Source organism: Candidatus Latescibacter sp. IFSED24 (genome assembly GCF_058273205.1).
Window position 1 is genome coordinate 2,737,841 of the sequence record NZ_CM177850.1, and the last position, 25,959, is coordinate 2,763,799.

A 25,959-nucleotide genomic window follows, 5' to 3' on the forward strand; every position below is an offset into this window, starting at 1 on the left:
CAAGGGCGCTACTAAGCGCCGACGTAATGCCGCGTCAGATCGGCGGCAATCTTCTCAGGCACGCGTTCATAGCGTGCCAACTGCATTGTATAGACACCGCGCCCCTGGCTGAGCGAGCGCAGCTGAGTGGCGTACCCGAACATCTCGATCAGGGGCACGACCGCATCGACGACGCGGTCCTGTCGGATCTGCTCCATGCCGACGATCTTGCCCCGACGGGCGTTCAGGTGCCCGGTGACGTCGCCCAGATACTGCTCCGGAACGACCACTTCCACGTTCATGACCGGCTCCATGAGGGCCGGGCCCGCGTCCCGGGCGCCGTTCCACAGCGCCTCGGTGGCGGCATAGGCGAAATCGGCCTCGGTGGTCTCGCCCTCGACCAGCGCCGCATCCTTGAGCGTGATCGCGAGGTCGGTCAGCGCGTAGCCGGCGAGGATCCCGGTGTCGCAGGCCATGCGCACGCCGTTCTCGATGGCGGCCAGAAACTCGGGGGGCAGCAGCTGGGCCTTCGGCTCCACGCTGAACTGGACGCCCGCGCCGTATTCGGCAGGCTCGAGGCCCAGGACCACCCTGGCGAAGTTGCCGTGGCCCGCGAGATCCCGCTTGCGCTCGTACGTGCACTGGCCCGCCTTGCTGATGGTCTCGCGGTAGGCGACCTGCGGCCGGCCCACGTTGCAGTCCACCTTGAACTCGCGCTTGAGGCGGTCGCCGATGATCTCCAGGTGCAGCTCGCCCATGCCCCAGATCACGGTCTGGCCGCTGTCGGGATCCACCTTCACCTGGAAGGTTGGGTCCTCGTAACTGAGGGCGTCGAGGGCGTCGCGCAGCTTGTCCCCGTCGGCCTTGGTACGCGGCTCGATGGCCACGTAGATGACCGGCTCGGGGAAGGTCATCTCCTCGAGCAGCACCGGCTGGTCGAGGTCGGTCAGGCTGGTCCCGGTGCGGAGCTCCTTGGGGCCGACGACCGCGACGATGTCGCCGGTGCGGATCTCCTTGAGCTCCTCGCGCTTCTCGGCGTGCATGCGGAACATGCGCTGCACGCGCTCGCGCTTGCCGGTGTTCACGTTCAGCGCGACCTTGCCCGCCTCGAGCTGGCCGCTGTAGACCCGGGCGAACGCCAGGCTGCTGGCGTGCTTGTCGGCCACGATCTTGAAGATCAGGGCCGCGAAGGGCGCCTCGTCCAGCGGCTCGCGCGATTCGGCTTCCCCGGTCTTGGGATGGGTGCCCACGATGGCGGGGCGGTCGGCCGGCGAGGGCAGGAAGTCCACCACGCCGTCGAGCAGCCGCTGGATGCCCTTGTTCTTGAGGGCGGACCCGCAGAACACCGGCACCAGGCCTTCCTCGAGGGTGCCGCGCCGTAGCGCCCGGATCAGCAGATCCTGGTCGGGCGCCTCGTCGGCGAGGAACAGCTCCATGACCTCTTCGTCCGCCTCGGCAGCGGCCTCGACCAGGCGAGCGCGGGCGGCCTCGGCCGTCTCGCGCATGTCCGCCGGGATCTCGTCCTCGGTCCAGGTGGAACCCAGGTCGTCGTCGTTGTACAGGCGCGCCTTCATGGCGAACAGATCCACGATGCCGCGGAAGGAGTCCTCGGATCCGATGGGCAGGCAGACCGGCACCGGCCGGGCCCCGAGCCGCTCCTTCATCATGGCCACCGCGCGCACGAAATCGGCGCCGAGGCGGTCCATCTTGTTGATGAAGGCGATGCGGGGCACGCCGTACTTGTCAGCCTGCTTCCAGACCGTTTCGCTCTGGGGCTCGACCCCGCCCACGGCGCAGAAGACGGCGACGGCGCCGTCCAGCACGCGCAGGCTCCGCTCAACCTCGACGGTGAAGTCCACGTGCCCAGGGGTGTCGATGATGTTGATCTGAACGTCCCGCCAGGAGGTGGTGGTGGCCGCACTCGTGATGGTGATGCCCCGTTCCTTCTCCTGCTCCATGTAGTCCATCTGGGCGGCGCCGTCGTCGACCTCGCCGGGCCGGTGAACGCGACCGGTATAATACAGGATGCGCTCCGTCGACGTGGTCTTACCCGCGTCGATGTGCGCCATGATCCCGATATTCCGGATCTTGTTCAAGGCCACCTGGCGTGACACGACTTGCTCCCGTCTGGGGCCCACCCGAAGGCGGACCAGGACGTCAAACGCGCGCAGTACCTCAGGTCTGCACGACTCCCCTTGCCTCTAGCCCCGTGCGCATCCATGCGCGGGACGAAATCAGGCTATTCGGCTGTACGATCCATCTGTTAGCTGGCGCTGTAGGAACGAACGAGAGGGACCATTACCAGCGGCAGTGGGCGAACGCCTTGTTCGCTTCAGCCATACGGTGGGTATCCTCGCGCTTCTTGATAGACGGTCCTTCGTTCTTACTGGCCATCATCAGCTCGGCCGCGAGACGCTCAGCGAACGTATGCTCCGGCCGGCTGCGAGCGAAACCGATGATCCACCGCATGGCCATCTGGGTCCGCCGCTCGGGACGGACCTCGACGGGCACCTGGTAGGTGGCGCCACCGATTCGCCGGGACTTCACCTCGACGCTGGGCTTGACATTGTTCAAGGCGGCCCGGAAGACGTCCACGCCGTCCTGTCCGGACTTGTCCTTGATGATGTCGAAGGCATTGTAGATCGCCCGCTCCGCGACACTCTTCTTGCCGTCACTCATGGCGTAGTTGATGAACTTCGTCACCATCAAATCGCCATACCGAGGATCGGCAGGCAGTTCACGCTTCTCGGGAGACCGACGTCGAGACATTTCTTCTCCTTGGCGGGTCAGCCCGCCTGCTCCGCCCGCCGGTCAGCGCCGGCGGCCGTGAAACACTACTTCTTGGGCCGCTTCGCCCCGTACTTGGACCGACCCTGACGACGATCGTCGACTCCGGACGCATCCTGGGTGCCGCGGATGATATGGTAGCGGACACCGGGAAGATCCTTCACGCGACCACCGCGCACGAGCACGATGCTGTGCTCCTGCAGGTTGTGCCCCTCGCCGGGAATGTAGGCGGTCACCTCGATGCCGTTGGTCAGGCGGACGCGAGCGATCTTCCGCAGGGCACTGTTGGGCTTCTTCGGCGTCTGGGTGTAGACGCGCGTGCAGACGCCCTTGCGCTGCGGACAGGCCTGCAGGGCAGGACAATTGCTCTTCTGTTTGACCGTCTGACGGCCCTTGCGGACCAACTGGCTAAGCGTCGGCAACTTGGTCACTCCTGGGTGCTTCCCCGGCCAGAGGCCGGGTTACCTGTTCCGTGGGCAGAGGCATGCGCGAGGGCTCCGGACAGACCGGGGCCGTCGCGCGAGGGAGGAATATTATATGCGCCACCTGGCCTTGTCAAGCTGCGATGGCGCCTTTTCCCCGCCTCAGCCCCCTATTCCGCCGCCATCTCCGCGTCGACCCCACCGCCGGCCTCCTGGGCCGCCGCGAGCAGACGCAGTTCCTCGATGGCGTCGATGATGTGATCGTCCTCGTCCTCGGGATCCTCCACCGCCAGGTTCTTGTACCGGGTCAGCCCGGTACCGGCGGAGATGAGGTGCCCCATGATGACGTTCTCCTTGAGGCTGTGGAGCTCGTCGCGCTTGCTGCGGGTGGCCGCGTCGGTCAGGACGCGGGTGGTCTCCTGGAAGCTGGCCGCCGAGATGAAGCTGTCGGTGGTCAGGCTCGCCTTGGTGATGCCCAGCAGGAGCGGCTCGAAGGTGGCGGGCTCGAGTTCGGGCTCGCCCTTCTCGCGCAGCGCGATGTTCCGGTGCTGGATCACCCGGTTCTCCTCCTCCACGCCCTTCTTGGGCACCTGGTCGCCCTCGAGGAACGAGGTGTCGCCAGGGGAGAGGATCTGCACCTTCTGCAGCATGCGCGAGACGATGACCTCGATGTGCTTGTCGTTGATCCGCACGCCCTGGAGGCGGTAGACCTCCTGGATGGCGTTGACCAGATAGGTCTGGACCGCGCCCACACCCTTGATGGCCAGGATGTCCATGGGGTTGATGGGCCCCTCGGTGAGGCGGTCGCCGGCCAGCACCCGCTCGCCGTCGTAGGTCCGTACGTGGCGACCGTGGGGGATCAGGTACTCCTTCTCCACCCCGGTGTCGCCCACCACCACGACCTTGCGCATGCCGCGGGTCGTGCCGCGGAACTGGACCGCGCCGTCGATCTCGGTCACCGTGGCGGTCTCGCGCGGACGCCGGGCCTCGAAGAGCTCGGCCACCCGGGGCAGACCACCGGTGATGTCGCCCGACTGGGCGAGCTCGCGCGGGATCTTCACCAGATGCCGGCCCGGGCCCACTTCCTCGCCGTCCTCCACCAGCAGCATGGCGCCGGTGGGGATGATGTACTCGGCGAGGGCGCGGCCCGTCTTCGGGCTGACGATCTGGATCGACGGGTGCACGTTCTTCTCGGTGGGCTCCATGATCATGGGCTGCTTGCGACGGGTCTTCTCGTCCACCGTCTCCGAGAGGCTCACGCCCGGGATGATGTCGACGTACTGGACCACGCCGCTCTTCTCCGAGAGCACGAAATCGGCGAACGGATCCCACTCGAAGATGGGATCGCTAGTCGCCACCTTCTGGCCGTTCTTGACGAAGACCTTGGCGCCGTAGGGCACGATCATCTGGCTGCGGGTGCGCCCGCTCTCGAGCACCAGGCTGATCTCGCCACGGCGGCCGATGGAGATCATGTCCCCGGCGTCGTTCTTGACCAGCTTGACCTCGTTGAAGACGATCTTGCCGGGCGCCGCCGCGGCCTTGACGTTCTGCTCGACGATGCGGCTGGCCGTACCACCGATGTGGAAGGTCCGCAGGGTGAGCTGGGTGCCCGGCTCGCCGATGGACTGGGCCGCCATGACGCCCACGGGCTCGCCGATGTCGACCAGCTTGTCCTCGGCCAGGTTGAAGCCGTAGCAGAGCGCGCAGATGCCCCGGCGGGCCTCGCAGGTCAGCACCGAGCGCACCATCACCGACGGGATGCCCATCTCCTCGATGGCGTGGGCCACCGCCGAGGTGATCAGCTCGCCGCTCTCGACGATCAGCTCGTCGTTGGGGTCGTAGACGTCCTCGGCAGCGGCGCGACCCACGATCCGCTCGGCGAGGGTCTCGATGGTCTTCTCACCCTCCTTGAGCGCCATCATCTCGATGCCGCGCAGGGTGTTGCAATCGTGCTCGGCGACCACGATGTCCTGGGCCACGTCCACCAGACGGCGGGTCAAGTAACCGGCGTCGGCGGTCTTCAGCGCGGTGTCGGCCAGACCCTTGCGAGCGCCGTGCGTGGAGATGAAGTACTCCAGCATGGTGAGGCCCTCGCGGAAGTTCGCGATGATGGGCTGCTCGATGATCTCGCCGATGCCGCCGGTGATCTTCTTCTGCGGCTTGGCCATCAGGCCGCGCATGCCGGCCAGCTGCTTGATCTGGTCGGCCGAACCACGCGCGCCCGAGGCGTTCATCATGAACACCGGGTTGAACCCGTCGTCGTCGTGCGACAGGTGGTCGAACATCTTGTCGCGGACCTCGTTGGTCACCTGGGTCCACTTGTCGATCACCTTGTTGTAGCGCTCGCGGTTGGTGATGATGCCCTTGCGGTGCTGGTCCACGATGCCGCCGACCACGGCCTGGGCCTCGGCGATGATGTCGGCCTTCTCGGGCGGGATGATGATGTCGTCGATCCCGATCGAGATGCCGCCCTCGGTGGCGTGATGGAAGCCCATCTGCTTGAGCGCGTCGAGGAACTCCATGCACTGGGTCACGCCCATCTTGTGGTGCACCTCGGCCACGATCTTGGCCAGCTGCTTCTTGCCCAGCGGCTGGTTCACGTAGCCCACCTGCTCGGGCAGGATCCGGTTGAAGAGGATCCGGCCGGGGGTGGTCTCGATGAGGCCGAGCTCGGGGAAGCGCACCCGGATCCGGGCGTGCTTGCTGACGATGCCGGCCTCGAACGCGGCCAGCGCGTCCTCGGGCGAGCTGAACGCCTTGCCCTCGCCCAGATCGCCGGGGCGGTCGAGCGTGAGGTAGTAGCAGCCGAGCACCATGTCCTGGCTCGGCGTGGCGATGGGCTCGCCGCTGGCCGGGGACAGGATGTTCAGCGGCGACAGCATCAGGAGGCGCGCCTCGAGCTGGGCCTCGTAGCCCAGCGGCACGTGCACGGCCATCTGGTCGCCGTCGAAGTCGGCGTTGAACGCGGTACAGACCAGCGGATGGATGCGGATGGCCTTGCCCTCGATCAGCACCGGCTCGAACGCCTGGATGCCCAGACGGTGCAGCGTGGGGGCGCGGTTCAGGAGCACCGGGTGGTCCTGGATGATCTCCTCCAGGATGTCCCAGACCTCGGGGCTCTCCTTCTCCACCAGCTTCTTGGCGCTCTTGACGGTCTGGACGTAGCCCTTCTCCTCGAGCTTGCGGATGATGAAGGGCTTGAACAGCTCCAGCGCCATGCTCTTGGGCAGGCCGCACTGGTAGAGCTTGAGCTCGGGCCCGACCACGATGACCGAACGGCCCGAGTAGTCGACGCGCTTGCCGAGCAGGTTCTGCCGGAAGCGGCCCTTCTTGCCCTTGATCATGTCCGACAGCGACTTCAGCGGCCGGTTGCCCTGGCCCTTCACCGCCCGCGAGCGGCGGCCGTTGTCGAACAGCGCGTCCACGGCTTCCTGGAGCATGCGCTTCTCGTTGCGCAGGATCACGCCGGGCGCCTTGATCTCGATGAGCTTCTTGAGGCGGTTATTGCGGTTGATGACCCGGCGATAGAGGTCGTTCAGGTCGCTGGTGGCGAACCGGCCGCCGTCCAGCGGGACCAGCGGGCGCAGGTCCGGCGGCAACACCGGCAGGCAGTCCAGGATCATCCACTCGGGGCGGTTGTTGGACTGACGGAAGGCGTCGGCCACCTTGAGCCGCTTCAGGAGCGACTTCTTGCGCTGGATCGAGGTCTCGGTCTTGACCTGGGCGCGCAGCTCGCGGTCGAGCTCCTCGAGGTCGAGGCTGTTGAGGATCGAGCGGATGGCCTCGGCCCCCATCTCCATCCGGCACTCCCACTCGGGGTGCTCGTCCTTCAGCTCCCACCACTCCTCGTCGCTGACGATGTCGCCGGGCTGGAACTCGGTGTTGCCCGGCTCCAGCACCACGCTCGACTCGTAGTAGAGCACGCGCTCGAGGTCCTTGACCTTGATGTCCAGCAGCTGACCGATGCGGCTGGGCAGGCCCTTGAAGAACCAGATGTGGGCGATGGGCACGGCCAGCTCGATGTGGCCGAGCCGCTCACGACGCACCTTGCTCTGGGTCACCTCCACGCCGCACTTGTCGCAGACGATGCCCCGGAAGCGGATCCGCTTGTATTTGCCGCAGTTGCACTCCCAGTCCTTCACGGGCCCGAAGATGCGCTCGCAGAAGAGGCCATCCTTCTCGGGCTTGAAGGTCCGGTAGTTGATGGTCTCCGGCTTGGTCACCTCGCCGTAACTCCAGTCGCGGATCTTGTCCGGACTGGCCAGCTGGATCATGATGGACTTGAAGTCCTGGTTGGCCTTGTCTTCACGCTGCCGATTTCCGAGCATTTCCCGTCCTCCTGGCCGCACCCGCAGGCGCCGCCGCTAGGGCCGCCTGGGTCAGATCTTGGGCTCCTTGGCATCCGGCTCCTCGACCTGGACATCCAGGCAGAGGCTCTGGAGCTCGCGCATCAGCACGTTGAACGACTCCGGAGTCCCCGGTTCGGGCGGATTCTCGCCCTTCACGATGGCCTCGTACACCCGCGACCGACCGGCCACGTCGTCGGACTTGACCGTCAACATCTCCTGGAGACAGTTGGCAGCACCGTAGGCCTCCAGCGCCCACACCTCCATCTCGCCGAAACGCTGGCCGCCGAACTGGGCCTTGCCGCCCAGCGGCTGCTGGGTCACGAGGCTGTAGGGGCCGATGGAGCGGGCGTGGATCTTCTCCTCCACCAGGTGGTGGAGCTTGAGCATGTAGATGACGCCGACGGTGACGTCCTTGTCGAACGCCTCGCCGGTGCGCCCGTCGTAGAGCCGGGCCTTGCCGCTCTCGGGCAGGCCGGCCTCGGCCAGGGCTTCCTTGATCTCCTCGATCTTGGCCCCGTCGAACACCGGGGTCATGACCTTGAAGCCGAGCTTCTGGGCCGCCCAGCCGAGGTGCGTCTCGAGGATCTGGCCCAGGTTCATACGGCTGGGCACGCCGAGGGGGTTGAGCACGATGTCGACGGGGGTGCCGTCGGCCAGATGCGGCATGTCCTCCTCGGCCATGATCTTGGAGACCACGCCCTTGTTGCCGTGCCGGCCGGCCATCTTGTCGCCGACCTGCAGCTTGCGGCGCCGCGCCACGTAGACCTTGACCAGCCGCACCACGCCCGGCGGCAGCTCGTCGCCGCGCAGGGCGCGCTCGCACTCCTTGTCGTACTCCACCTCGATCCGCTCGCGCTCGCGGCTGGCGGCCTCGAACACCGAACGGATCCGGGCGTCCTTCTTCTCGTCCTTCACCAGCGAGAGTCCCCAGTGGATGCTGGTGAAATCGAGCTCGTCGAGCACGGCCTGGGTGAACTTGCGGCCGCTCTTGACCAGCACCTCGCCGGTGTTGGCGTCGATGACGTGGTGCGCGCTCTCGCCCAGGAACAGCTCGGCGAGGCGCTCGTTGCAGACCTGGTCGACCTTCTCGCGCTTGCGGTTGCGGCGGCGGCGGAGCGCGTCGAGCTGACGCTTCTCCTCCTTCTTGGAGCGCGCGGTGCGGTCCTGGCGGCTGAACACCCGCACGCCGACCACGATGCCGTCCATGCCCGGAGGCGCCTTCAGGCTGGCGTCCTTCACGTCGCCGGCCTTCTCGCCGAAGATCGCCCGCAGCAGCTTCTCCTCGGGGGAGAGCTCGGTCTCGCCCTTGGGCGTGACCTTGCCCACCATGATGTCGCCGGCGCGGACCTTGGCGCCGGTGTAGATCACGCCTTCCTCGTCGAGGTTGCGCAGCGCGTCCTCGCCCACGTTGGGGATCTCGCGGGTGATCTCCTCGACGCCGCGCTTGGTGTCGCGCACCTGGAGCTCGAACTCCTCGATGTGCAGCGAGGTGTAGACGTCGTCGGAGACGCAGCGCTCGCTCACCAGGATGGCGTCCTCGAAGTTGTAACCGCCCCAGGGCATGAAGGCCACCAGGAGGTTGCGGCCCAGCGCCAGCTCGCCGTCCTCGGTGCAGGGGCCGTCGGCCAGGATGTCGTTCTTCTTGACGCGCTGCCCCGGCATCACCAGCGGCTTCTGGTTGTAGCAGGTGTCCTGGTTCGACCGCTTGAACTTGCGCAGGCGGTACTCGACCAGGCCCCCGCTCTTGAAGAAGTCGTCGGACTGGACGAGGTCCTCCTCGTCGTAGCGCACCACCACCGCGTCGGCGGTGGAGGAGACGACCTCGCCGTCGCCCTCGGCCACCAGCACGGCGCCCGAGTCCACGGCGATCTTCTTCTCCATACCGGTGCCCACCACGGGCGATTCGGCGCGCAACAGCGGCACCGCCTGGCGCTGCATGTTGCAGCCCATGAGCGCGCGGTTGGCGTCGTCGTGCTCGAGGAACGGGATCAGCGAGGCCGCCGCCGAGACGATCTGCTTCGGCGAGACGTCCATGAAGTCCACCTCGGACGGGTCGGCCAGCGGGTACTCGCCCTTGTAGCGGGAGAGCACGGTCTCGCGCTCGAACTTGCCCTTGCTGTCGACCGGCGCGTTGGCCTGGGCGATGGTGACCCCGTCCTCCTGGTCGGCGGTCAGGTAGTCGACGACACCCGTGAGCTTGCTGTTCTTGACCACCCGGTACGGCGACTCGATGAAGCCGAAGCGATTGATCCGCGCGTAGGTCGCCAGGCTGGCGATCAGGCCGATGTTCGGGCCTTCCGGCGTCTCGATGGGGCACATGCGGCCGTAGTGGGTGTAGTGGACGTCGCGCACCTCGAAGCCGGCGCGGTCGCGATGCAGTCCGCCGGGGCCGAGGGCCGACAGGCGCCGCTTGTGCGTCATCTCGCTCAGCGGGTTGGTCTGATCCATGAACTGGCTGAGCTGGCTCGAGCCGAAGAAGCTCTGGATCACGGCCGACACGGTGCGCGCGTTGACCAGGTCCACCGGCGTCAGCGGCTTGTCCCGGTCCGAGAGGTTCATGCGCTCCTTGATGATGCGCGACATGCGCGACAGGCCCACCGAGAACTGGTTGGCCAGGAGCTCGCCCACCGAGCGGATGCGGCGGTTGCCGAAGTGGTCGATGTCGTCGATCTCGCCGGTGCCCTGGAACAGCTCGGTCATCTCGCGGATGATCGCGAGGAAGTCGTCCTTGGTCAGCGTGGTGACGTCCTTGTCCACGTCCAGGCCCAGCCGGCGGTTCATCTTGTAACGGCCGACCTCGGCCAGATCGTAACGCTTCTCGTGGAAGAAGAGGCGCTCGAAGAGCTGGGCCGCCACTTCCTCGCTAGGCGGCTCGCCCGGGCGCAGGAGCTGGTAGAACCGGCGCAGGGCCTCGTCGCGCTGGCTGGTGGGGTCCTTGCGCAGGGTGTTGAGGATCAGGCTGGGCCGGTTGGCCGAGACCTCGTCGGCGGCGATGAGCTTGATCTCGCCGATGCCGCTCTCGAGGATCTCTTCCTTGAGGAGTGGGTCGATGACCTGGCCGGCCTGGGCGAAGGGCGTCTCGGCGTCGGCCTTCCAGAGGTCGCAGGCCAGGACCCGGCCCTCCATCTCCTCGGCCACGGCGGTATGCTTCTTGGTGCCCGACTTGGGGATCTTCAGCTTCTCGACGGTGTGGAAGTGCTCGATGATCTCCTCGTTGGACTCGAAGCCCAGCGCGCGCAGCAGCATGGAGACCGGCTGCTTGCGCTTGCGGTCGATGTGCACGAAGAGCACGTCGTTGATGTCGGTGGTGAACTCGACCCAGCTGCCGCGGTAGGGGATGATGCGCGCGCGGAAGAGGCGGCGGCCGTTGGGGTGGGTCTCGTCGCTGAAGAACACGCCGGGCGAACGGTGGAGCTGCGAGACGATCACGCGCTCGGCACCATTGATGACGAACGTGCCCTTGTCGGTGATCATGGGCAGCTCGCCGAGATAGACGTCGTCTTCCTGGATGTCGCGCAGCTGGGGCTCGGCGTCGCTGCCGGCTCCCTCTTCCAGCTCCTTGACCACCAGGCGCAGCTTGACCTTCAGGGGAACGCTGAAGGTGAGCCCGCGCTCCTGGCATTCCTCGATCCCGTACTTGGGCTCGCCCGTGGTGTAGCTCATGTACTCCATCACGAGGTGGCCGCGCGTCGACTCGATGGGGAAGACGGTGCGGAAGACCGCTTCCAGTCCATGTTCGTCGCGCTCCTCGGCCGGACTGCCGAGCTGCAGGAAATCGTTATATGACTCGAGCTGGACGGCGAGCAGGTTGGGCATCTCCTCCTCGCGACGGAGCTTGGAGTAATTGACCCGACCGGTGAAACTGTCGACAGGAATGTTCACGAGTACCACTTCCTCGCGCATGGGGGGTGTGTTCGCTGGCCGCGACGCCGTCCCCGCTGGCGCCGTCGGGGCCGCCGACCCGCGGGCACGTGGCCCGCGGGGCGGCGGCGGTAGGCACGGTCAGGCGCCACAACGGCGCCAACCGGACTACTTCAGGTCGATGATGGCACCGACTTCTTCGAGCTTGGCCTTGACCTGCTCGGCTTCTTCCTTCGTGATGCCTTCCTTGACCGCGCAGGGCGCGCTCTCGACCAGTTCCTTGGCTTCCTTCAGGCCCAGGTTGGTGATCGCGCGGATCTCCTTGATGACCTGGATCTTCTTGTCGCCGACACCCGTCAGCATGACGGTGAACTCGTCCTTGACTTCCTCGGCGGCCTCGGCGGCGGGCATGGCGGCCATGGCCACGGGAGCGGCGGCGCTCACGCCGAACTTGTCCTCCATGGCCTTCACCAGGTCGGCGGCCTCCAGCACGGTCATGCTCTCGATGAGCTCGAGCACCTTCGCGGCGTTCTCGGTGAGCTTGATGTCCTCGGACATTGTCCTCTCTCCTCGTCTGTCTGGGTAAGGCGGCGTGCGTTCATTCCACGGACGCCATCCGTTGTCTTCTCTCGTGAACTAAGCTGCTTCGGCCTTCTGCTTGGCGACGGCGTCGACGGCCCTGGTCAGCGCGCTCATCACACCGTTGATGGTGCCGGCGATGCCGGTGAGCGGGCTGTTGATGCTGCCCATCATCTTGGCGATGAGCTCATCCTTGCTCGGGACCTTGGACAGCGCGATGACCTGTTCGGGGTCGAGGTACTGTCCGTCGACGATGCCACCCTTGACCGCGAGCTTCTCGTTGGCCTTGGCGAATTCGACGACGATCTTCGCAGGCTCGGTCTGGCTGTCAGGACCGAAGATCAGGGCCGTGGGGCCCTTCAGGTAGTCCTTGATCAGCGCCAGATCGGCGGTGTCCGCGGCGATCATCGCGAGCCGGTTCTTGACGACCCGGCACTCGATGTTCTTGGCGCGGCACTGCGCCCGGAAGTCCGTCATCTGATGCACCGTGAGCCCGGTGAAGTCGGCCATCACGATGGACTGGGCCGCTTCGAGACTCCTGGTGATCGCCTGGACTTCGGCTACTTTCTCGGGTCGTGCCATCAGGCACCCTCCTTATTCGCGAACCGCCGGAGGCGGCATTCCTCTCGAAAGGTCAGGTCAGCGAGCTGGCGTCGATGCGCATCGACGGGGACATGGTGCCGCTGATGAAGACGGACTTCACGTAGACACCCTTGACCGCCGCCGGCTTCACCCGCATGAGCTCCCGGTACAGCGCGCGCACGTTCTCCTCGAGCTTCTCGGGTCCGAACGAACGCTTGCCCACGGGGGCGTGGATGATGCCGGCCTTGTCGACGCGGTACTCGATACGACCAGCCTTGGCCTCGCCAACGGCCTTGGCGATGTCCATGGTGACGGTGCCCACCTTGGGGTTGGGCATCAGACCACGGGGGCCCAGGATGCGTCCCAGCTTGCCGAGCTCGCCCATCATGTCCGGCGTGGCGATGATCACGTCCACATCGGTCCAGCCATCCTTGATCTTGGGCAGATACTCGTCGGCGCCGACCATGTCCGCCCCGGCGTCCAGTGCCTCCTGCTCCTTGGGCCCGCGCGTGATCACGAGGACACGCACGGACTTGCCGGTGCCGTTGGGCAGGACCACCGTGCCACGGACCATCTGGTCGGCGTGGCGGGGGTTGACGTTGAGCCGGACCGCGCAATCGACGCTCTCGTCGAATTTGGCCTTCGGGAAGGAATCCAGGTTCTGCAAGGCCTCACCGATGTTCATCTCGATGTTCTTGTCGACCTGCTGCCTGGCGGTGCGATAACTCTTTCCGCGCTTCATGGACGGTTACTCCGTTCGACTGTGATGGTTCGATCAGGTCGCCCGCGAACCGAGGTCCGCGTCGCCTCGACCTCCGGTGCCCGAACCGGCCGACTCTCGCGAGTCCGACCGCGGCGCCGTGTCTTCCCAGCCTACGGCCACCTAGACGACTTCCAGCCCCATGCTCCTCGCCGTACCGGCGATGATCTTCATGGCGGCTTCCACGGAGCCGGCGTTCAGGTCGACCATCTTCATCTCGGCGATCTGCTTGAGCTGATCGCGGGTCACCGAGCCGACGACGGCCTTGCCGGGTTCCGTGCTGCCAGACTGGAGGTTGGCGGCCTTCTTCAACAGGACCGAGGCGGGAGGGGTCTTGGTGATGAACGTGAAGCTCCGGTCCTGGAAGACCGTGATCACCACGGGGGTCACCGTACCCATCTGCTCCTTGGTCCGCTCGTTGAAGGCGCTGCAGAATTCCTGGATGTTGAGACCATGCTGACCCAGCGCAGGACCTACCGGCGGCGCCGGGTTGGCCTGGCCGGCCTTGATCTGCAGCTTGATCTGCGTCATGACCTTCTTTGCCACGACATCTACTCCTTCAATCGGTGTCCGAACGCGGTGTCAGGTGTCTGCCGATACCCCGGGGAGTCCACCACCCTGGTCTCAGCCTCGACCGGACCCGTGTCCCGTCTCTATGAACGCCCGCCCCGCAGAGAGGTAGCGGCGGCGGCAGCGGGAACGGACCCCAGACAGATCCGCACCCACCGACAACGGCCCCGCTGTCAGACCTGCTTGACCTGCAGGAAATCCAGCTCGACCGGTGTCTCCTTGCCGAAGATCGAGATCATGACCTTCAGCTTACCCTTCTCGTGATTGATCTCGTTGATGACTCCCACCCAGTCGCTGAACGGGCCATCCATCACCTGGACGCTGTCACCCACGCTATAGGGGATCTCCAGCGTTTCCTTGCCCTCGTCGGGCTCCTTGATGCGGCCCAGGATGCGGTCCACTTCATCCCTGGGGACCGGCTGGGGTTTCAGGGGCGTGCCACCGATGAATCCGGTCACGCCCGGCACCGAGTTGATGAAGTGGTGGGTCTCCTTGGTCATGAGCATCTCGACCAGGATGTACCCGGGCAGGAACTTGCGCTTCGTGGTGACGCGCTTCCCGTTCTTCATCTCGGTGACTTCCTGTACGGGGACCAGGATGTCGCCGAAGAAGTCCTCCATGTGGTTGGACTTGACGGCCATCTCGATGTTGCGCTTGACCTTGTTCTCGTGCCCGGTGTTGGCGTGGATCGTGAACCACTCCAGGCGCGAACGGCGCTCGATCTCGGCCTGCTCCTCGGGACTGAGCTCCAGCTCGATGCTCGCGAGCAGGTCGCCCTCGTTGAGGTCGTCGTCCCCGGCTCCCGCCGCGGCGGCCGCCTCGAGGATGGGCTCCTCGTCGACCGGCGCCTCGTCGGGCTCCTCGCTGACGTCCTCGTCAGGCAGGTCGAGGAACAGGTCCTCGGGACCCGCCGGCTCGGGCTTTTCCTCGCTGGTGGCCTCCTCGGCAGCCTGCTCCTGATCCTCGGACAGGTCCTCGAAGAGGTCGTCGGCTTTCTGGTCCTTATCTTCGAACATCTTGTCCCCGGCTCGAATTCCAAGCATAGACGCACCCCGGAAAGCAGGGGGATGTCCCCGCCTCCAGGGCCGTTGATGGGTCGTCCGGCGCCGTGACGCCGGACCCATGTCTTCTTCTTTCCCGGGCCAGTTCCTGGCAGAGGCCGGCTAGCCCAGGTTGATGATCGCCTTGACGGCGGTATCCAGGATCTTGTCGACAACGAACAAGAAGAACGTGATGATCGCCACTGTGACGATCACGACGACGGTCGATTCCCAGAGCTGGGCACGACCGGGCCAGGAAACCCTCTTCATCTCCTGGGAGGTCTCTCGCAGATAAGACACCAAGCTGGCCATTCTAACCTTCCCAAGTTCCGGCGACTGGACTGGCAGGGGCGGCAGGGCTCGAACCCGCGACCCTCGGTTTTGGAGACCGATGCTCTACCAACTGAGCTACACCCCTGCCTCGTCCCCCATGGACAGCCGCCGCCGGCGGCCGCCCATCGTCGCTGCTAGCGAGTTTCCTTGTGCGGCGTGTGCTTGTTGCACCGGGGGCAATACTTCTTGTATTCCACGCGGTCCGGATGCAGCCGCTTGTTCTTCTTCGTCGTGTAGTTCCGCATCTTGCACTCGGTGCAAGCGATGGTGATCTGGTCGCGCATGACGGCTCGCCTTCCCGACTATTCGTGGATCTTGGCGACCACGCCCGCGCCCACGGTCCGGCCGCCCTCGCGAATCGCGAAGCGCAGGCCTTCCTCCATGGCGATCGGCGTGATCAGCTCGATCTGCATCTTGATGTTGTCACCCGGCATCACCATCTCCACGCCGTCAGGAAGCGTCGCGGAACCGGTCACGTCCGTGGTCCGGAAGTAGAACTGGGGGCGGTAGCCGTTGAAGAACGGAGTGTGGCGGCCACCCTCCTCCTTCGTCAGGATGTACACCTCGCACTCGAACTTCGTGTGCGGCGTCACCGACTTCGGCTTGCAGACCACCATACCGCGCTCGATGTCTTCCTTCTTCATCCCGCGCAGCAAGAGGCCAACGTTGTCGCCAGCCTGCCCCGAGTCCAGGATCTTCCGGAACATCTCCACGCCCGTGCACACCGTGTCCTGCGTGTCGCGGATCCCGACCAGCTCCACCTTGTCGTTCATGTTCACCACGCCGCGCTCGATACGGCCCGTGGCCACCGTGCCGCGACCCGAGATCGAGAACACGTCCTCCACCGGCATCAGGAACGGCTTGTCCAGCTCGCGCTCCGGCAGCGGGATGTACGTGTCCAGAGCCTCCAGCAGCTCGAAGATGCACTGCGACTCGGGAGCGTCGGGATCGCCAGACTCCAGCGCCTTCAGCGCCGAGCCGCGGATGATCGGCGTGTCGTCGCCGGGGAACTCGTACTGGTCCAGAAGCTCGCGAACTTCCAGCTCCACCAGGTCCAGCAGCTCCTCGTCATCAACCATGTCGCACTTGTTCAGGAACACGATGATGTAGGGAACGCCCACCTGACGGGCCAGCAGGATGTGCTCGCGCGTCTGGGGCATGGGGCCGTCCGCGGCCGACACCACCAGCACCGCGCCATCCATCTGCGCCGCACCGGTGATCATGTTCTTGACGTAGTCGGCGTGGCCCGGGCAGTCCACGTGGGCGTAGTGCCGGGTCTCGCTCTGGTACTCCACGTGAGCGGTCGCGATGGTGATGCCGCGCTCGCGCTCCTCGGGAGCCTTGTCGATCTGGTCGAAGGGCGTGTAATCGGCCAGACCCCGCTTAGACAGGATCTCGGTGATCGCCGCGGTCAGGGTCGTCTTGCCGTGATCCACGTGACCGATCGTGCCGACGTTCACGTGATCCTTGGAGCGTTCGAACTTCGCGCGTGCCATCAGCGGCATCCTCCCGGGTCAGGTTCCACCACGCTTCGATGCCGGCTGCGATGTGCATGCCGGCGCCGGCCGCGCTCTCCGCGGCGACCATTACTCTCTTATCCTGGAAGTGGAGCCCACGAGCAGATTCGAACTGCTGACCGCTTGCTTACCATGCAAGTGCTCTACCTGCTGAGCTACGTGGGCTCCCGACCTCCGTCTTTTCGATCCAAGCTGGAGCGGGAAACGGGGTTCGAACCCGCGACCCTCAGCTTGGAAGGCTGATGCTCTACCAACTGAGCTATTCCCGCTCCATTTATCCAGTCCCGACTGCGGGCCTTCCGGGGAAGGCTGGTGGGGGGGGGTGGATTCGAACCACCGAAGGCTTAGCCGACAGATTTACAGTCTGTTCCCTTTGACCGCTCGGGAACCCCCCCACACGGCAAACCCGCACGGGATGGCCCCGACGCACGGGGCCCGCATGCTGGAGCTGGCGAGAGGACTTGAACCCCCAACCCCCTCATTACAAGTGAGGTGCTCTACCAGTTGAGCTACGCCAGCTCGAACTCACCGGAAGATCCAGGTCCTCTCGTCAGGCATCCGCCTGCCCCGTCTAGTGATACGACAGTGTCGCCCCCCAAGACAGGGACGGGGAATATAAGCGGGGTCCCCGGAAGCTGTCAAGGTCCTAAAGGAAAGAAATAGGCCACCTGCCGCGCGCCTGGCACGATTCCTCATCAGGCCGGCGCCGGGGGTTCGAGACGCGGCCCCTGGGGCGTGTCGACCACCTGCCAGCCGCGATTCTGGATCTGGTCTCTCAATTCGTCGGCGGCGGCCCAGTCGCGGCCCGTGCGGGCCTCCTCGCGGCGGGCCAGGAGCTCGAGGAGGTCGGCGGGGGGTTCGAGGTCCGGGGGGGCGAGCGCATCCAGGCCGCCGGTGAAGAGGCCGAGGACCTGGTCGGCCTCGGCGAGGAGGTCGCGGGCGCCCTGGAGCGGCCCGGGATCCAGGCCGCGCCCGGCGGTGGCGGCGAGGTACTGGTTCAGGTCGCGGATCAGGCCGAAGAGCTCGCCGATGGCGCCGCCGGAGTTGAAATCGTCGTCCATGGCGGCGAAGAAGCGGCGGCGGCGGCCGGCCACGGCCTCGGCGAGGGCAGTGCCGGGGAGCGAGACGAGGCCGTCCGGCAGGGGGCCGAGGTCGCCGGCGGAGTCGTCCGCCAGGACCGCCAGCAGACGCTGGGTCCCCCGCTGCAGCCGGGCGAAGCCGGCGGCGGCCTCGCGGAGGCGGTCCTCGGAGAAGTCGAGCTGGCTGCGGAAGTGGGCGTTCAGAAGGAAGAAGCGCAGGACCTCGGGGGCGTGGCGCCGTGCGAGGTCGTCGACGGCGAGGAAGTTGCCGTCGGACTTGGACATCTTGGTGGAACCGAGGTAGAGCAGGCCGCTGTGCAGCCAGTGGTCGACGTAGGGCTGGTCGGTGACGCAGCAGCTCTGGGCCTGCTCGTTCTCGTGGTGCGGGAAGAGCAGGTCGCGGCCGCCGCCGTGGAAGTCGAAGTGCGGGCCGAGGTAGCGGGTGGCCATGGTGCTGCACTCGATGTGCCAGCCGGGGCGGCCCCTCCCCCACGGCGAATCCCAGCCGGGCTCCTGGGGCCTGGCGGTCTTCCAGAGCGCGAAGTCGAGGGGGTCTTCCTTCCTCGTGCCGACCTCGACGCGGACCCCGGAGCGCATCTCGTCGAGGTCGCGGCCGGAGAGGCGGCCGTAGGCGTCGAAGGAGCGGACGCGGAAGTAGACGTCGCCGCCGGCGGCGTAGGCGTGGTCCCTGGCGATGAGCTGCTCGATGAACGCGATGATGTCCTCGATGTGCTCGGTGACCCGCGGGTAGTGGTGCGCCGGCTGGATGTGGAGCGCGGCGGCGGCCTCGTGGAACGCGGCGATGTTGCGCTCGGCCACGGCCTGAGGGGTGGTGCCCTCGCGGCGGGCGCGCTCGATGATCTTGTCGTCGATGTCGGTGAAGTTCTGGACGTGGGTCACCCGGTAGCCGAGGTGCTCGAGGTAGCGGCGGACCATGTCGCAGGCCACGAAGGCGTACATGTGGCCGAGGTGGGGCTTGTCCTGGACGGTCATGCCGCAGACGTAGAGGCCGGCCTGGCCCTCGTGGACGGGGGTGAAGGGGCGCTTGGTGCGGGTGTGGTGGTTGTAGATGTGGAGGGGCATGGCTTCCTCTGGTTTGCTGGGTCCGGCAGGGAAGATAGTGGCGATGGGGGCCGGGCGCCGGTCCGTGGGGCGGCGGTCAGTCGGGGACGGGGAGGCCGCGGCGGAGCAGGGCGTCGCGGCAGAGGTCGTCGACCAGGGCCTCGAACGAGATGCCGACCGCGGCGGCGGCCATGGGGACCAGGCTCAGCTCGGTCATGCCGGGGATGGTGTTGACCTCGAGGCAGTAGTGCTGGGCGCCGTCGAAGCGGAAGTCGACGCGGGCGGTGCCCTGGCAGCCGAGCAGGTCGTAGAGCTTGAGGGCGTCGGCGCACATGTTCTCGTAGAAGGGCGAGTCGACGGGGGCCGGACAGAGGTACTCGCTGGCGCCCTTGGTGTACTTGTGGTCGTAGTCGTAGAAGCCCTCGGTGGGGCGGATCTCCAGGAGCGGCAGGCGGCGGCCGAGGAGGATGGCGGCGGTGAGCTCGCGGCCGGGGATGAAGGTCTCGAGGAGGATCTCGGTGCGGTGGCCGGTGGCGGCGGCGGCGACCTTGGCGAAGGCCTCCGGGAAGTCCGCCGGCTGTTCGACGATGGCGACGCCGACCGAGGAGCCGCCGTCGTTGAGCTTGATGACGAGGGGGTAGCCGAGTTCGGTGGCGGCGCGGTGCTGGATGTGGTCGAGGGTGAGGTTGGCGGGGGACTTGGGCTGATTGCCGGCGTCCTTGGTCTGCAGGGCGATGGGGGCGCCGGTGGCGGTATTGTAGGTGATGAGGAGCCAGTCGGGCGTGGGGATCCGGGCGCTGGTCATGATGCGCTTGGCGGCGGCCTTGTTCATGGCCAGGGCGCTGGCGAGGGGGCCGGAGAGGGCGTAGGGGATGTCGAGGATGTCGAGGAGGGACTGGAGGTGGCCGTCCTCGCCGTGGCCGCCGTGGAGGGCGGGGAAGATCAGGTCGGTTTGGGTGAGGTCGTGGTCGAGGAGGGCACCGATGGTGGGGAGGTCTAGGGTGGTGGCCTGGTGGCCGGCTTTCTCGAGGGCGGCGGCGATGGCGGCGCCGGTTTTCAGGGAGATGGGGCGTTCGGGGGAATCGTCACCCATCAAAACGGTGATTCTCATGAGCCATCCTCGGAGTGATTCGACAGTTCGCCAGCTTGACTTCGTCGGGATTGTGATCGCTGGAAGCGGGGTCGTCAATGGCTGGAGCCGGGGTGGCAACTCTCGCGCGTTAATTTAGATTGATCATGTTCAGCATCCTCGGCCCAGTCATGGAGTGGCGTCCCATGTCGTTGAACGCCTGGGAAGTTCGGCTCCTGCCCGACACGCTGGCACGCACCACCGGCTCTTACTCCGACCGACCGGCGTTGATCCAGGGCGACCGGAGCCTGGCATACACCGATCTCTGGTCGAGCGTCCATGCCCTCGCCGGCTGGCTGCAGGCCCACGGCCTGCAGCGAGGCGACCGGGTCCTCATTTGCCTCGAGAACTCGCTCGAGATCCCCCTGACGCTCTATGCGACGAATCTGGCGGGGGGCGTGTTCGTGGTGGTCCACCCCCAGACGCCGGCGCCCAAGCTCCGCTACCTGATACAAGACTGTCAGCCGTGTTTCCTGGTGACCGGGCTCAGGTTGGAGAGCAGGGCCCGCGAGGCATTGGCAGGCCTGTCGAGGGCGCCTCGCCTGCTGGTCGCCAGCGCCGGAGCGCCCCACGGATTCGCCGCCCTCACCGCCGACGCCCCCACCCCGACTCCCTGCCCGAGCATTCCCATCGATCTGGCGGCGCTCATCTACACCTCGGGTTCCACCGGCCAGCCCAAGGGCGTGATGATGACGCACCAGAGCATGGTCTTCGCCGCCGGCAGCCTGGCGCAGTACCTGAGGCTCGACGCCTCGCAGCGGATCCTCTGCGCCCTGCCGCTGTCCTTCGACTATGGCCTCTACCAGATCCTGATGGGCGTCCTCGTGGGAGCCTCCGTGCTCATCGAAGCCGAGTTCCGTTTCCCCGCGCCGGTCATCCGTCAGCTCGAGCAGAGCGGCGCCACGGTGTTCCCGGCCGTGCCGACCATGTTCGCCACGCTCCTCCAGCTGAGCGCGCGCAAGCCGCTGGTCTTCCCGGCGATCCGCCGCGTGACCAACACCGCCGCGGCGCTACCTCCGGCCTACCTCCCCCGGCTGCGCGCGATGTTCCCCAACGCGTTGATCTACAAGATGTACGGCCTCACCGAGTGCAAGCGGGTCAGCTACCTGGAGCCGGAACTGCTGGACCACGCACCGGCCTCGGTGGGCAAGGCCATGCCGGGCACGGAGGTGATGATCCTCGACGAAGACGGGCAGGAGGTGCCGCCGGGCCGGCTGGGGATCCTGCACGTGCGCGGCCCCCATGTCATGAGCGGGTACTGGAACAGACCCGAGGAAACGGCCGCGATGCTCCGGCCCGGGCCGGTGCCCGGCGAGACCATGCTGCGGACCGGCGACTGGTTCATGCGGGACGAGGAAGGCTTCCTGTACTTCCAGGGTCGGAGCGACGACATCATCAAGTCGCGGGGACAGAAGGTCAGTCCGCGCGAGATCGAGAACGTGCTGCATTCCCTGCCGGGAGTGGCCGAGGCGGTGGTGGTCGGGGTGCCGGATGAGAGGTTGGGCGAGGCGATCCGGGCGTATGTCGTGGTCGCCGACGGGGCGGCACTGGAGGTGGCGGAGGTGGTCGGCGCCTGCAAGGATCGGCTAGAGCCGTATCTCGTTCCGCATGAGGTGGTGTTCGTTGAGTCCCTGCCGCATACCAATACGGGGAAGGTGGATCGGAAGGCCCTGGCCAGCATCAGCGCGGCTGGATGAGCGAAGGGGAGGCGACATGGATCTGTGCGCGAAACTGAGGAGCTACATCATCGACAACTTCCTGTTCGGTGATGTCGAGCGGATGGTCGGGGACGACGAGTCGCTGATGGACGGCGGGGTCCTGGATTCGACCGGCGTGATGGAGATCATGCTGCTACTGGAGGGGGATTACGGGATCCAGGTGGAGGATCATGAGTTGCTGCCGGAGAATTTTGATTCGGTGCGGGGGATTGTTGGGTATTTGGGGCGGAAGTTGGGGGTGGGGGTGGAGTGATGGCTGGGCGTCGGAGCCTCGAATAGGGCGATCCGTACCCGATTCGAAAATTCTTTCAGCGCCCGATTGCCATGGAACATTCCGTAATTCCGTAAAAATCACGTATAGATGAAGCTCCGCTGTGTTGACTATGATAATTACTATTATTAAATTTTCGGTAAATCTCGACCTTGAGTGATAGCAACCGGCACTCCCCCACCACATCATCCCGAATCTCCCGAGACATCCCTTCACACATCAATGCCAACTCAGACCGGAAGGGCCGTTCGTGGACAAGAACAGCACGGGTATATCACCGACAGAAGATGCCATCTTCCGGGCGACGCCATTTCGACTGATTCTCTTCCTATTCATGACCGACCTGCTGCTCGGCCTGCTCTATCTGACCGACTTCGCCCTCGGCCACCCGGTCCACAAGCTGAGCCTGCTCGTGAACCTCAACCTGGAGGGCAATCTACCCACCTGGTATTCCTCGATGAAGCTGTTCAGCGTGGCACTCATGCTCGGCCTCTTCGCACTGGGTCGCGCCCGCGAACACGGCCGCCTGATTTGGATCCTGCCGCTGATCTTGCTGATGATGTCCATCGACGAGATCGCGGAGATCCACGAGTGGCTCGGTTATCGACTCGACGCGCTGCTGCCGGGCGACGACCGCAACAACACCGTCTTCAACTACACGGGGATCTGGACCTTCGTGGTGGGAGTGCCCTTCGCCGTGGTGTTCGGCATCCTGCTGTTCAACCTGCGCCGGACCTTGAGCCGATTCCCGGGAGTCCTGCGATTGTTCGCTCTCGGCGCCCTGGTCATGCTCACGGGCGCGGTGGTCATCGAGACCTTTTCCAATTTCCTGGAGCATATCAGCTGGGCGCTGAGGGTGCAGGTCTTCTGTGAGGAAGTCTGCGAGATGGTCGGCGTCACGCTGATGTTCTGGGCGAGCTGGGAATTGCTCCGCCAGGCTGGCTTCAGGATGGGCTTCGGGAGCCTGGCCGCCGAGAAGGGCGGAGATGATGTGGCTCCTCTCTCGAGGTCAGCGTGACCCGTTCAGCATGGCGTGCCCTTCTTCGCCCGCCGCCGTTGCCAGCTTGACCTTCCTGATGGCATAGGCCACCTCGATGGACGGCCGCGCCTCCTCGATCCCGAATCCGCCACCCTGGAGCACATCCTCGTAGACACGCGTGTGGAGATCGGTGAATCCGCTGGAGAACTCGAAGTCATCGCCATCGATGGTGATCGAGCGATGAGTCATCTGCCCCACCTCGCGATCGCCGGCCGGCAGGTCCCTGGCGTTCACCGAGAGGAACCAGCGCACGTCGGCCTTGGCCAGAGACATATAGCCGCTGGCGCGGTCCGCCTCGCGCAGGAACACCTTGTATTCCTGCGGCTGGCCGAAGATCCAGATCAGCATGTCGAAGAAATGCACCCCGATGTTGGTGACGATTCCCCCCGACTTCTGTTCCTGCCCTTTCCAGCTGGTGTGGTACCAGGATCCCCGCGAGGTGATATAGGTGAGGTCCACGAGGTATCGGTCCGGCGAGGCCTGGACCCGGTCGCGCAGGGCGAGGATCTCCGGATGGTATCGCAGCTGCAGCACGTTGTAGATGCGATGGCCCGTCTCGCGTTCGATGTCGGCCAGGGCGTCCAGGTTCCAGGGGCTGAGCACGAGCGGCTTCTCGCAGATGGCGTCGGCGCCGACGCGCAGGGCGAGCCGGGCATGCGCGTCGTGCAAGTGGTTCGGCGAGCAGACGCTCAGGTAATGGATGCCCTCGTCGCGGCGGCGGAGCTTCTCGAGATGGCGATCGAAGCGCTCGAACTCGGTGAAGAACCGCGCATCCATGAAGTAGCGGTCGAGGATGCCCACGGAATCATAGGGGTCGCAGGCGGCCATCAGGACGTTGCCCGTGGCCTGGATGGCCTGGAGATGGCGAGGGGCGACGAATCCACCGATCCCGGTCATGGCAAAACGTCGAGGCATGGGCATTCGGTCCTATCTGGAATCCTGGTCGTGATCGTGGGCACGCTGGCGCAACGTACGATATGGTCGTGAGCCTTGCTGCATAGTATGGGGCAGCGGGGCATCTTCGTCCACGTCCAGGCACCGGACCATATCTGCGGCGACCTGGTACCGCAGCCCGCTCTCCGGGCACGCGACCACACCCGACGCGTCCGGCTCCGGCAAGGGGATCCCGTGTCGGCTCACCCAACCGCGCCGGCGTGCCGGGACACCGACCACGAGCGCATAGTCGGGGACGTCGGCGGTGACCACGGCCCCGGCAGCCACGAAGGCATACCGTCCGATGGTCACCCCGCACACCACGGTGGCGTTGGCGCCGATGGTGGCGCCGCGGCGGATGAGCGTGCGCTCGTACAGATCGTGCCGATTCACCTGTGATCGCGGATTGGTCACGTTGGTCAGGACGCAGGAAGGGCCCAGGAACACGTCGTCCTCGATCTCAGTCCCGGTGTAGATCGACACGTTGTTCTGGACCTTGACGTTGGCCCCGAGAACCACACCGTCGGCCACGAAGCAGTTCTGTCCCAGATTGCAGCCCGCGCCGAGCACCGCGCCACCCATGATGTGGCAGAAATGCCAGATCCTGGTTCCCTCGCCGATGGTCGCCCCCTCGTCGACGACAGCCGAATCGTGCACGAAAAAGCTCATGCGGACACCTCCTCCACCGCGCCGATGAGCGCCGCGGCGATCTGTTCCTGCTGGTCTGCGGTCAGGTACGGGTGCATGGGCAGGCACAGGACCTCGACAGCCAGCCGTTCACTCTCCGGCAAGTCACCGCGCTCGTAACCCAGACCTGCGACCACGGGTTGCAGGTGCAGGGGTATGGGATAGTAGACCGCCGTGGGAATGCCCTGACCACGCAGCCTGGCGATCACCTCATCGCGCCGCGGCACCCGGACCGTGTACTGGGCCCATGCACTTGTCCAGCCCGTGGGCACGCGTGGCGCCTGCACGGTCCCCTGGAGCAAAGAAGTATAGCGCCGAGCTACCGCCTGACGCGTCTCGAGTTCGTCCGCGAAGACCGTGAGCTTGGCCAGCAGGACGGCGGCCTGAAGCGTGTCCAGGCGTGAATTGAGGCCGAGGCGCACGATGTGGTACTTGTGGTCGCCCCGGCCGTGGACGCGAAGTGAGCGCAATACCGCGGCCAGGTCCGGATCGTCGGTGAAGAGCGCGCCACCATCACCGTAGCAGCCGAGCGGCTTGGCGGGGAAGAAGCTGGTGGTCGCCACCGGAGCCAGGGCGCCGGCGCGAACGCCGTTCTGGACAGCACCAAAGCCCTGGGCCGCATCCTCGATCACCACCAGGCCGTGGGATCGGGCCACCGCGTTGATCCGCGCATAGTCGGCCGGCAGGCCGTAGAGATCGACCGGAATCACCGCCCGTGGAGTGAGTCCGGACGGGATTCCCGGAGCGGGCGACCGGCCGGCCTCAAGATCCTCCAGGGTCCTGGCCAGCGCCTCCGGATCCAGGTTGAACGTCTCCGGCTGAACATCCACGAAGACCGGGGTCGCCCCCACCAGCCCGATGACCTCGGCGGTGGCCATGAAGGTGAACGCGGTGGTCAAGACCGCGTCCCCGGGGCCGATACCATGGGCCAGGAGCGCCATGTACAGCGCGTCGGTGCCGCTGGCGCAGCTGATGCAGTGTTCCACCCCGGTGTACTCGGCCAGCTGCTTCTCGAGCCGGGCGACCTCCGGGCCCATGATGTAGGTCCCATGCGCCAGCACGGCCTCCAGTCGCGCCTGGAGTTCGGCGGAGATCCGGGCTCGCTGGGACGCGAGGTCGATGAATTCCATGAGTTGTCCAGATCGTTGCAAGGTCAGGGTGAGCGAGATCAGTGTCGAACCGGTGCACAGAAGCGTCAAGTGACAGATTCGCCGTTCTCTCCTACTCTCACGGAAGCCATCCCACGACGACGACCAGGGCCG

Annotated in this window: 21 protein-coding genes and 5 tRNA genes; 3 read left to right on the top strand and 23 right to left on the bottom strand. The window is 65.9% G+C overall.

Annotated features, from left to right (window positions below; genetic code table 11):
• Positions 1-11: 11 nt before the first annotated feature.
• The 20 genes from fusA to IFSED24_RS11185 form a co-directional block, all read right to left on the bottom strand.
• The gene (gene fusA, locus IFSED24_RS11090) at positions 12-2,093 is read right to left on the bottom strand and encodes an elongation factor G (protein WP_491331532.1); all 2,082 of its coding nucleotides are present in this window, start codon (positions 2,091-2,093) and stop codon (positions 12-14) included.
• Between the two features lie 184 nt (positions 2,094-2,277).
• Positions 2,278-2,748 carry a 30S ribosomal protein S7 gene (rpsG, locus tag IFSED24_RS11095; protein WP_491331533.1) on the bottom strand — a complete coding sequence of 157 codons (471 nt, stop codon included), beginning with the start codon at positions 2,746-2,748 and terminating at the stop codon, positions 2,278-2,280.
• A gap of 65 nt (positions 2,749-2,813) precedes the next feature.
• Positions 2,814-3,188, bottom strand: a complete 375-nt coding sequence (gene rpsL, locus IFSED24_RS11100) for a 30S ribosomal protein S12 (RefSeq protein WP_491331534.1) — start codon at positions 3,186-3,188, stop codon at positions 2,814-2,816.
• A 170-nt stretch (positions 3,189-3,358) separates the two neighbouring features.
• A complete protein-coding gene (gene rpoC, locus IFSED24_RS11105) occupies positions 3,359-7,516 on the bottom strand; it encodes a DNA-directed RNA polymerase subunit beta' (RefSeq protein ID WP_491331535.1) in 4,158 nt (1,385 codons plus the stop codon).
• A 51-nt stretch (positions 7,517-7,567) separates the two neighbouring features.
• A complete protein-coding gene (gene rpoB / locus IFSED24_RS11110; protein ID WP_491331536.1) occupies positions 7,568-11,419 on the bottom strand; it encodes a DNA-directed RNA polymerase subunit beta in 3,852 nt (1,283 codons plus the stop codon).
• A gap of 147 nt (positions 11,420-11,566) precedes the next feature.
• Positions 11,567-11,956 (bottom strand): 50S ribosomal protein L7/L12, encoded by a 390-nt coding sequence (gene rplL / locus IFSED24_RS11115; RefSeq protein ID WP_491331537.1) that lies wholly within the window; start codon positions 11,954-11,956, stop codon positions 11,567-11,569.
• A 78-nt stretch (positions 11,957-12,034) separates the two neighbouring features.
• Entirely contained in the window at positions 12,035-12,559 is a 525-nt protein-coding gene (gene rplJ / locus IFSED24_RS11120; protein ID WP_491331538.1) for a 50S ribosomal protein L10, read from the bottom strand.
• Positions 12,560-12,611: 52 nt separating this feature from the next.
• Positions 12,612-13,301, bottom strand: a complete 690-nt coding sequence (gene rplA / locus IFSED24_RS11125) for a 50S ribosomal protein L1 (RefSeq protein WP_491331539.1) — start codon at positions 13,299-13,301, stop codon at positions 12,612-12,614.
• A gap of 141 nt (positions 13,302-13,442) precedes the next feature.
• Positions 13,443-13,865 carry a 50S ribosomal protein L11 gene (rplK, locus tag IFSED24_RS11130; protein ID WP_491331540.1) on the bottom strand — a complete coding sequence of 141 codons (423 nt, stop codon included), beginning with the start codon at positions 13,863-13,865 and terminating at the stop codon, positions 13,443-13,445.
• Between the two features lie 197 nt (positions 13,866-14,062).
• A complete protein-coding gene (gene nusG / locus IFSED24_RS11135; RefSeq protein WP_491331541.1) occupies positions 14,063-14,905 on the bottom strand; it encodes a transcription termination/antitermination protein NusG in 843 nt (280 codons plus the stop codon).
• Between the two features lie 147 nt (positions 14,906-15,052).
• The gene (gene secE / locus IFSED24_RS11140) at positions 15,053-15,241 is read right to left on the bottom strand and encodes a preprotein translocase subunit SecE (RefSeq protein ID WP_491331542.1); all 189 of its coding nucleotides are present in this window, start codon (positions 15,239-15,241) and stop codon (positions 15,053-15,055) included.
• A 30-nt stretch (positions 15,242-15,271) separates the two neighbouring features.
• Positions 15,272-15,347 (bottom strand) — tRNA-Trp (locus IFSED24_RS11145).
• Positions 15,348-15,396: 49 nt separating this feature from the next.
• The gene (gene rpmG / locus IFSED24_RS11150) at positions 15,397-15,546 is read right to left on the bottom strand and encodes a 50S ribosomal protein L33 (protein ID WP_491331543.1); all 150 of its coding nucleotides are present in this window, start codon (positions 15,544-15,546) and stop codon (positions 15,397-15,399) included.
• 18 nt (positions 15,547-15,564) lie between these two features.
• On the bottom strand, positions 15,565-16,758 hold the full coding sequence (tuf, locus tag IFSED24_RS11155; protein WP_491331531.1) for an elongation factor Tu: 1,194 nt from the start codon (positions 16,756-16,758) through the stop codon (positions 15,565-15,567).
• Between the two features lie 110 nt (positions 16,759-16,868).
• Positions 16,869-16,944 (bottom strand) — tRNA-Thr (locus tag IFSED24_RS11160).
• A gap of 28 nt (positions 16,945-16,972) precedes the next feature.
• Positions 16,973-17,048, bottom strand: a tRNA-Gly gene (locus IFSED24_RS11165).
• A gap of 41 nt (positions 17,049-17,089) precedes the next feature.
• Positions 17,090-17,174 (bottom strand) — tRNA-Tyr (locus IFSED24_RS11170).
• A gap of 48 nt (positions 17,175-17,222) precedes the next feature.
• Positions 17,223-17,298 (bottom strand) — tRNA-Thr (locus tag IFSED24_RS11175).
• Between the two features lie 176 nt (positions 17,299-17,474).
• Positions 17,475-18,941, bottom strand: coding sequence for a cysteine--tRNA ligase (gene cysS, locus IFSED24_RS11180; RefSeq protein ID WP_491331544.1), 1,467 nt, complete (start codon positions 18,939-18,941; stop codon positions 17,475-17,477).
• Between the two features lie 76 nt (positions 18,942-19,017).
• Positions 19,018-20,031 carry a D-alanine--D-alanine ligase gene (locus IFSED24_RS11185; protein ID WP_491331545.1) on the bottom strand — a complete coding sequence of 338 codons (1,014 nt, stop codon included), beginning with the start codon at positions 20,029-20,031 and terminating at the stop codon, positions 19,018-19,020.
• A gap of 164 nt (positions 20,032-20,195) precedes the next feature.
• Between IFSED24_RS11185 and IFSED24_RS11190 the strand changes: the two genes are divergently transcribed.
• From IFSED24_RS11190 to IFSED24_RS11200, 3 genes are all read left to right on the top strand, one after another.
• On the top strand, positions 20,196-21,746 hold the full coding sequence (locus tag IFSED24_RS11190; RefSeq protein WP_491331546.1) for a class I adenylate-forming enzyme family protein: 1,551 nt from the start codon (positions 20,196-20,198) through the stop codon (positions 21,744-21,746).
• A 16-nt stretch (positions 21,747-21,762) separates the two neighbouring features.
• Entirely contained in the window at positions 21,763-22,020 is a 258-nt protein-coding gene (locus tag IFSED24_RS11195; protein WP_491331547.1) for an acyl carrier protein, read from the top strand.
• Between the two features lie 352 nt (positions 22,021-22,372).
• Positions 22,373-23,056 carry a DUF8692 domain-containing protein gene (locus IFSED24_RS11200; protein ID WP_491331548.1) on the top strand — a complete coding sequence of 228 codons (684 nt, stop codon included), beginning with the start codon at positions 22,373-22,375 and terminating at the stop codon, positions 23,054-23,056.
• On the opposite strand, the gene IFSED24_RS11205 is transcribed toward IFSED24_RS11200, so the two are convergent.
• From IFSED24_RS11205 to IFSED24_RS11215, 3 genes are read right to left on the bottom strand one after another with little or no spacing between them, the layout of a single operon-like run.
• Complete coding sequence (locus IFSED24_RS11205; RefSeq protein WP_491331549.1) at positions 23,048-23,992, bottom strand: Gfo/Idh/MocA family oxidoreductase; 945 nt, start codon at positions 23,990-23,992, stop codon at positions 23,048-23,050. The genes IFSED24_RS11200 and IFSED24_RS11205 overlap by 9 nt on opposite strands.
• A 12-nt stretch (positions 23,993-24,004) precedes the next feature.
• Positions 24,005-24,679, bottom strand: coding sequence for an acyltransferase (locus IFSED24_RS11210; protein ID WP_491331550.1), 675 nt, complete (start codon positions 24,677-24,679; stop codon positions 24,005-24,007).
• Positions 24,676-25,896: a DegT/DnrJ/EryC1/StrS family aminotransferase gene (locus IFSED24_RS11215; protein ID WP_491331551.1), complete on the bottom strand. Its 1,221-nt coding sequence runs from the start codon at positions 25,894-25,896 to the stop codon at positions 24,676-24,678. The genes IFSED24_RS11210 and IFSED24_RS11215 overlap by 4 nt, the downstream gene beginning before the upstream one ends.
• Positions 25,897-25,959: the final 63 nt, after the last annotated feature.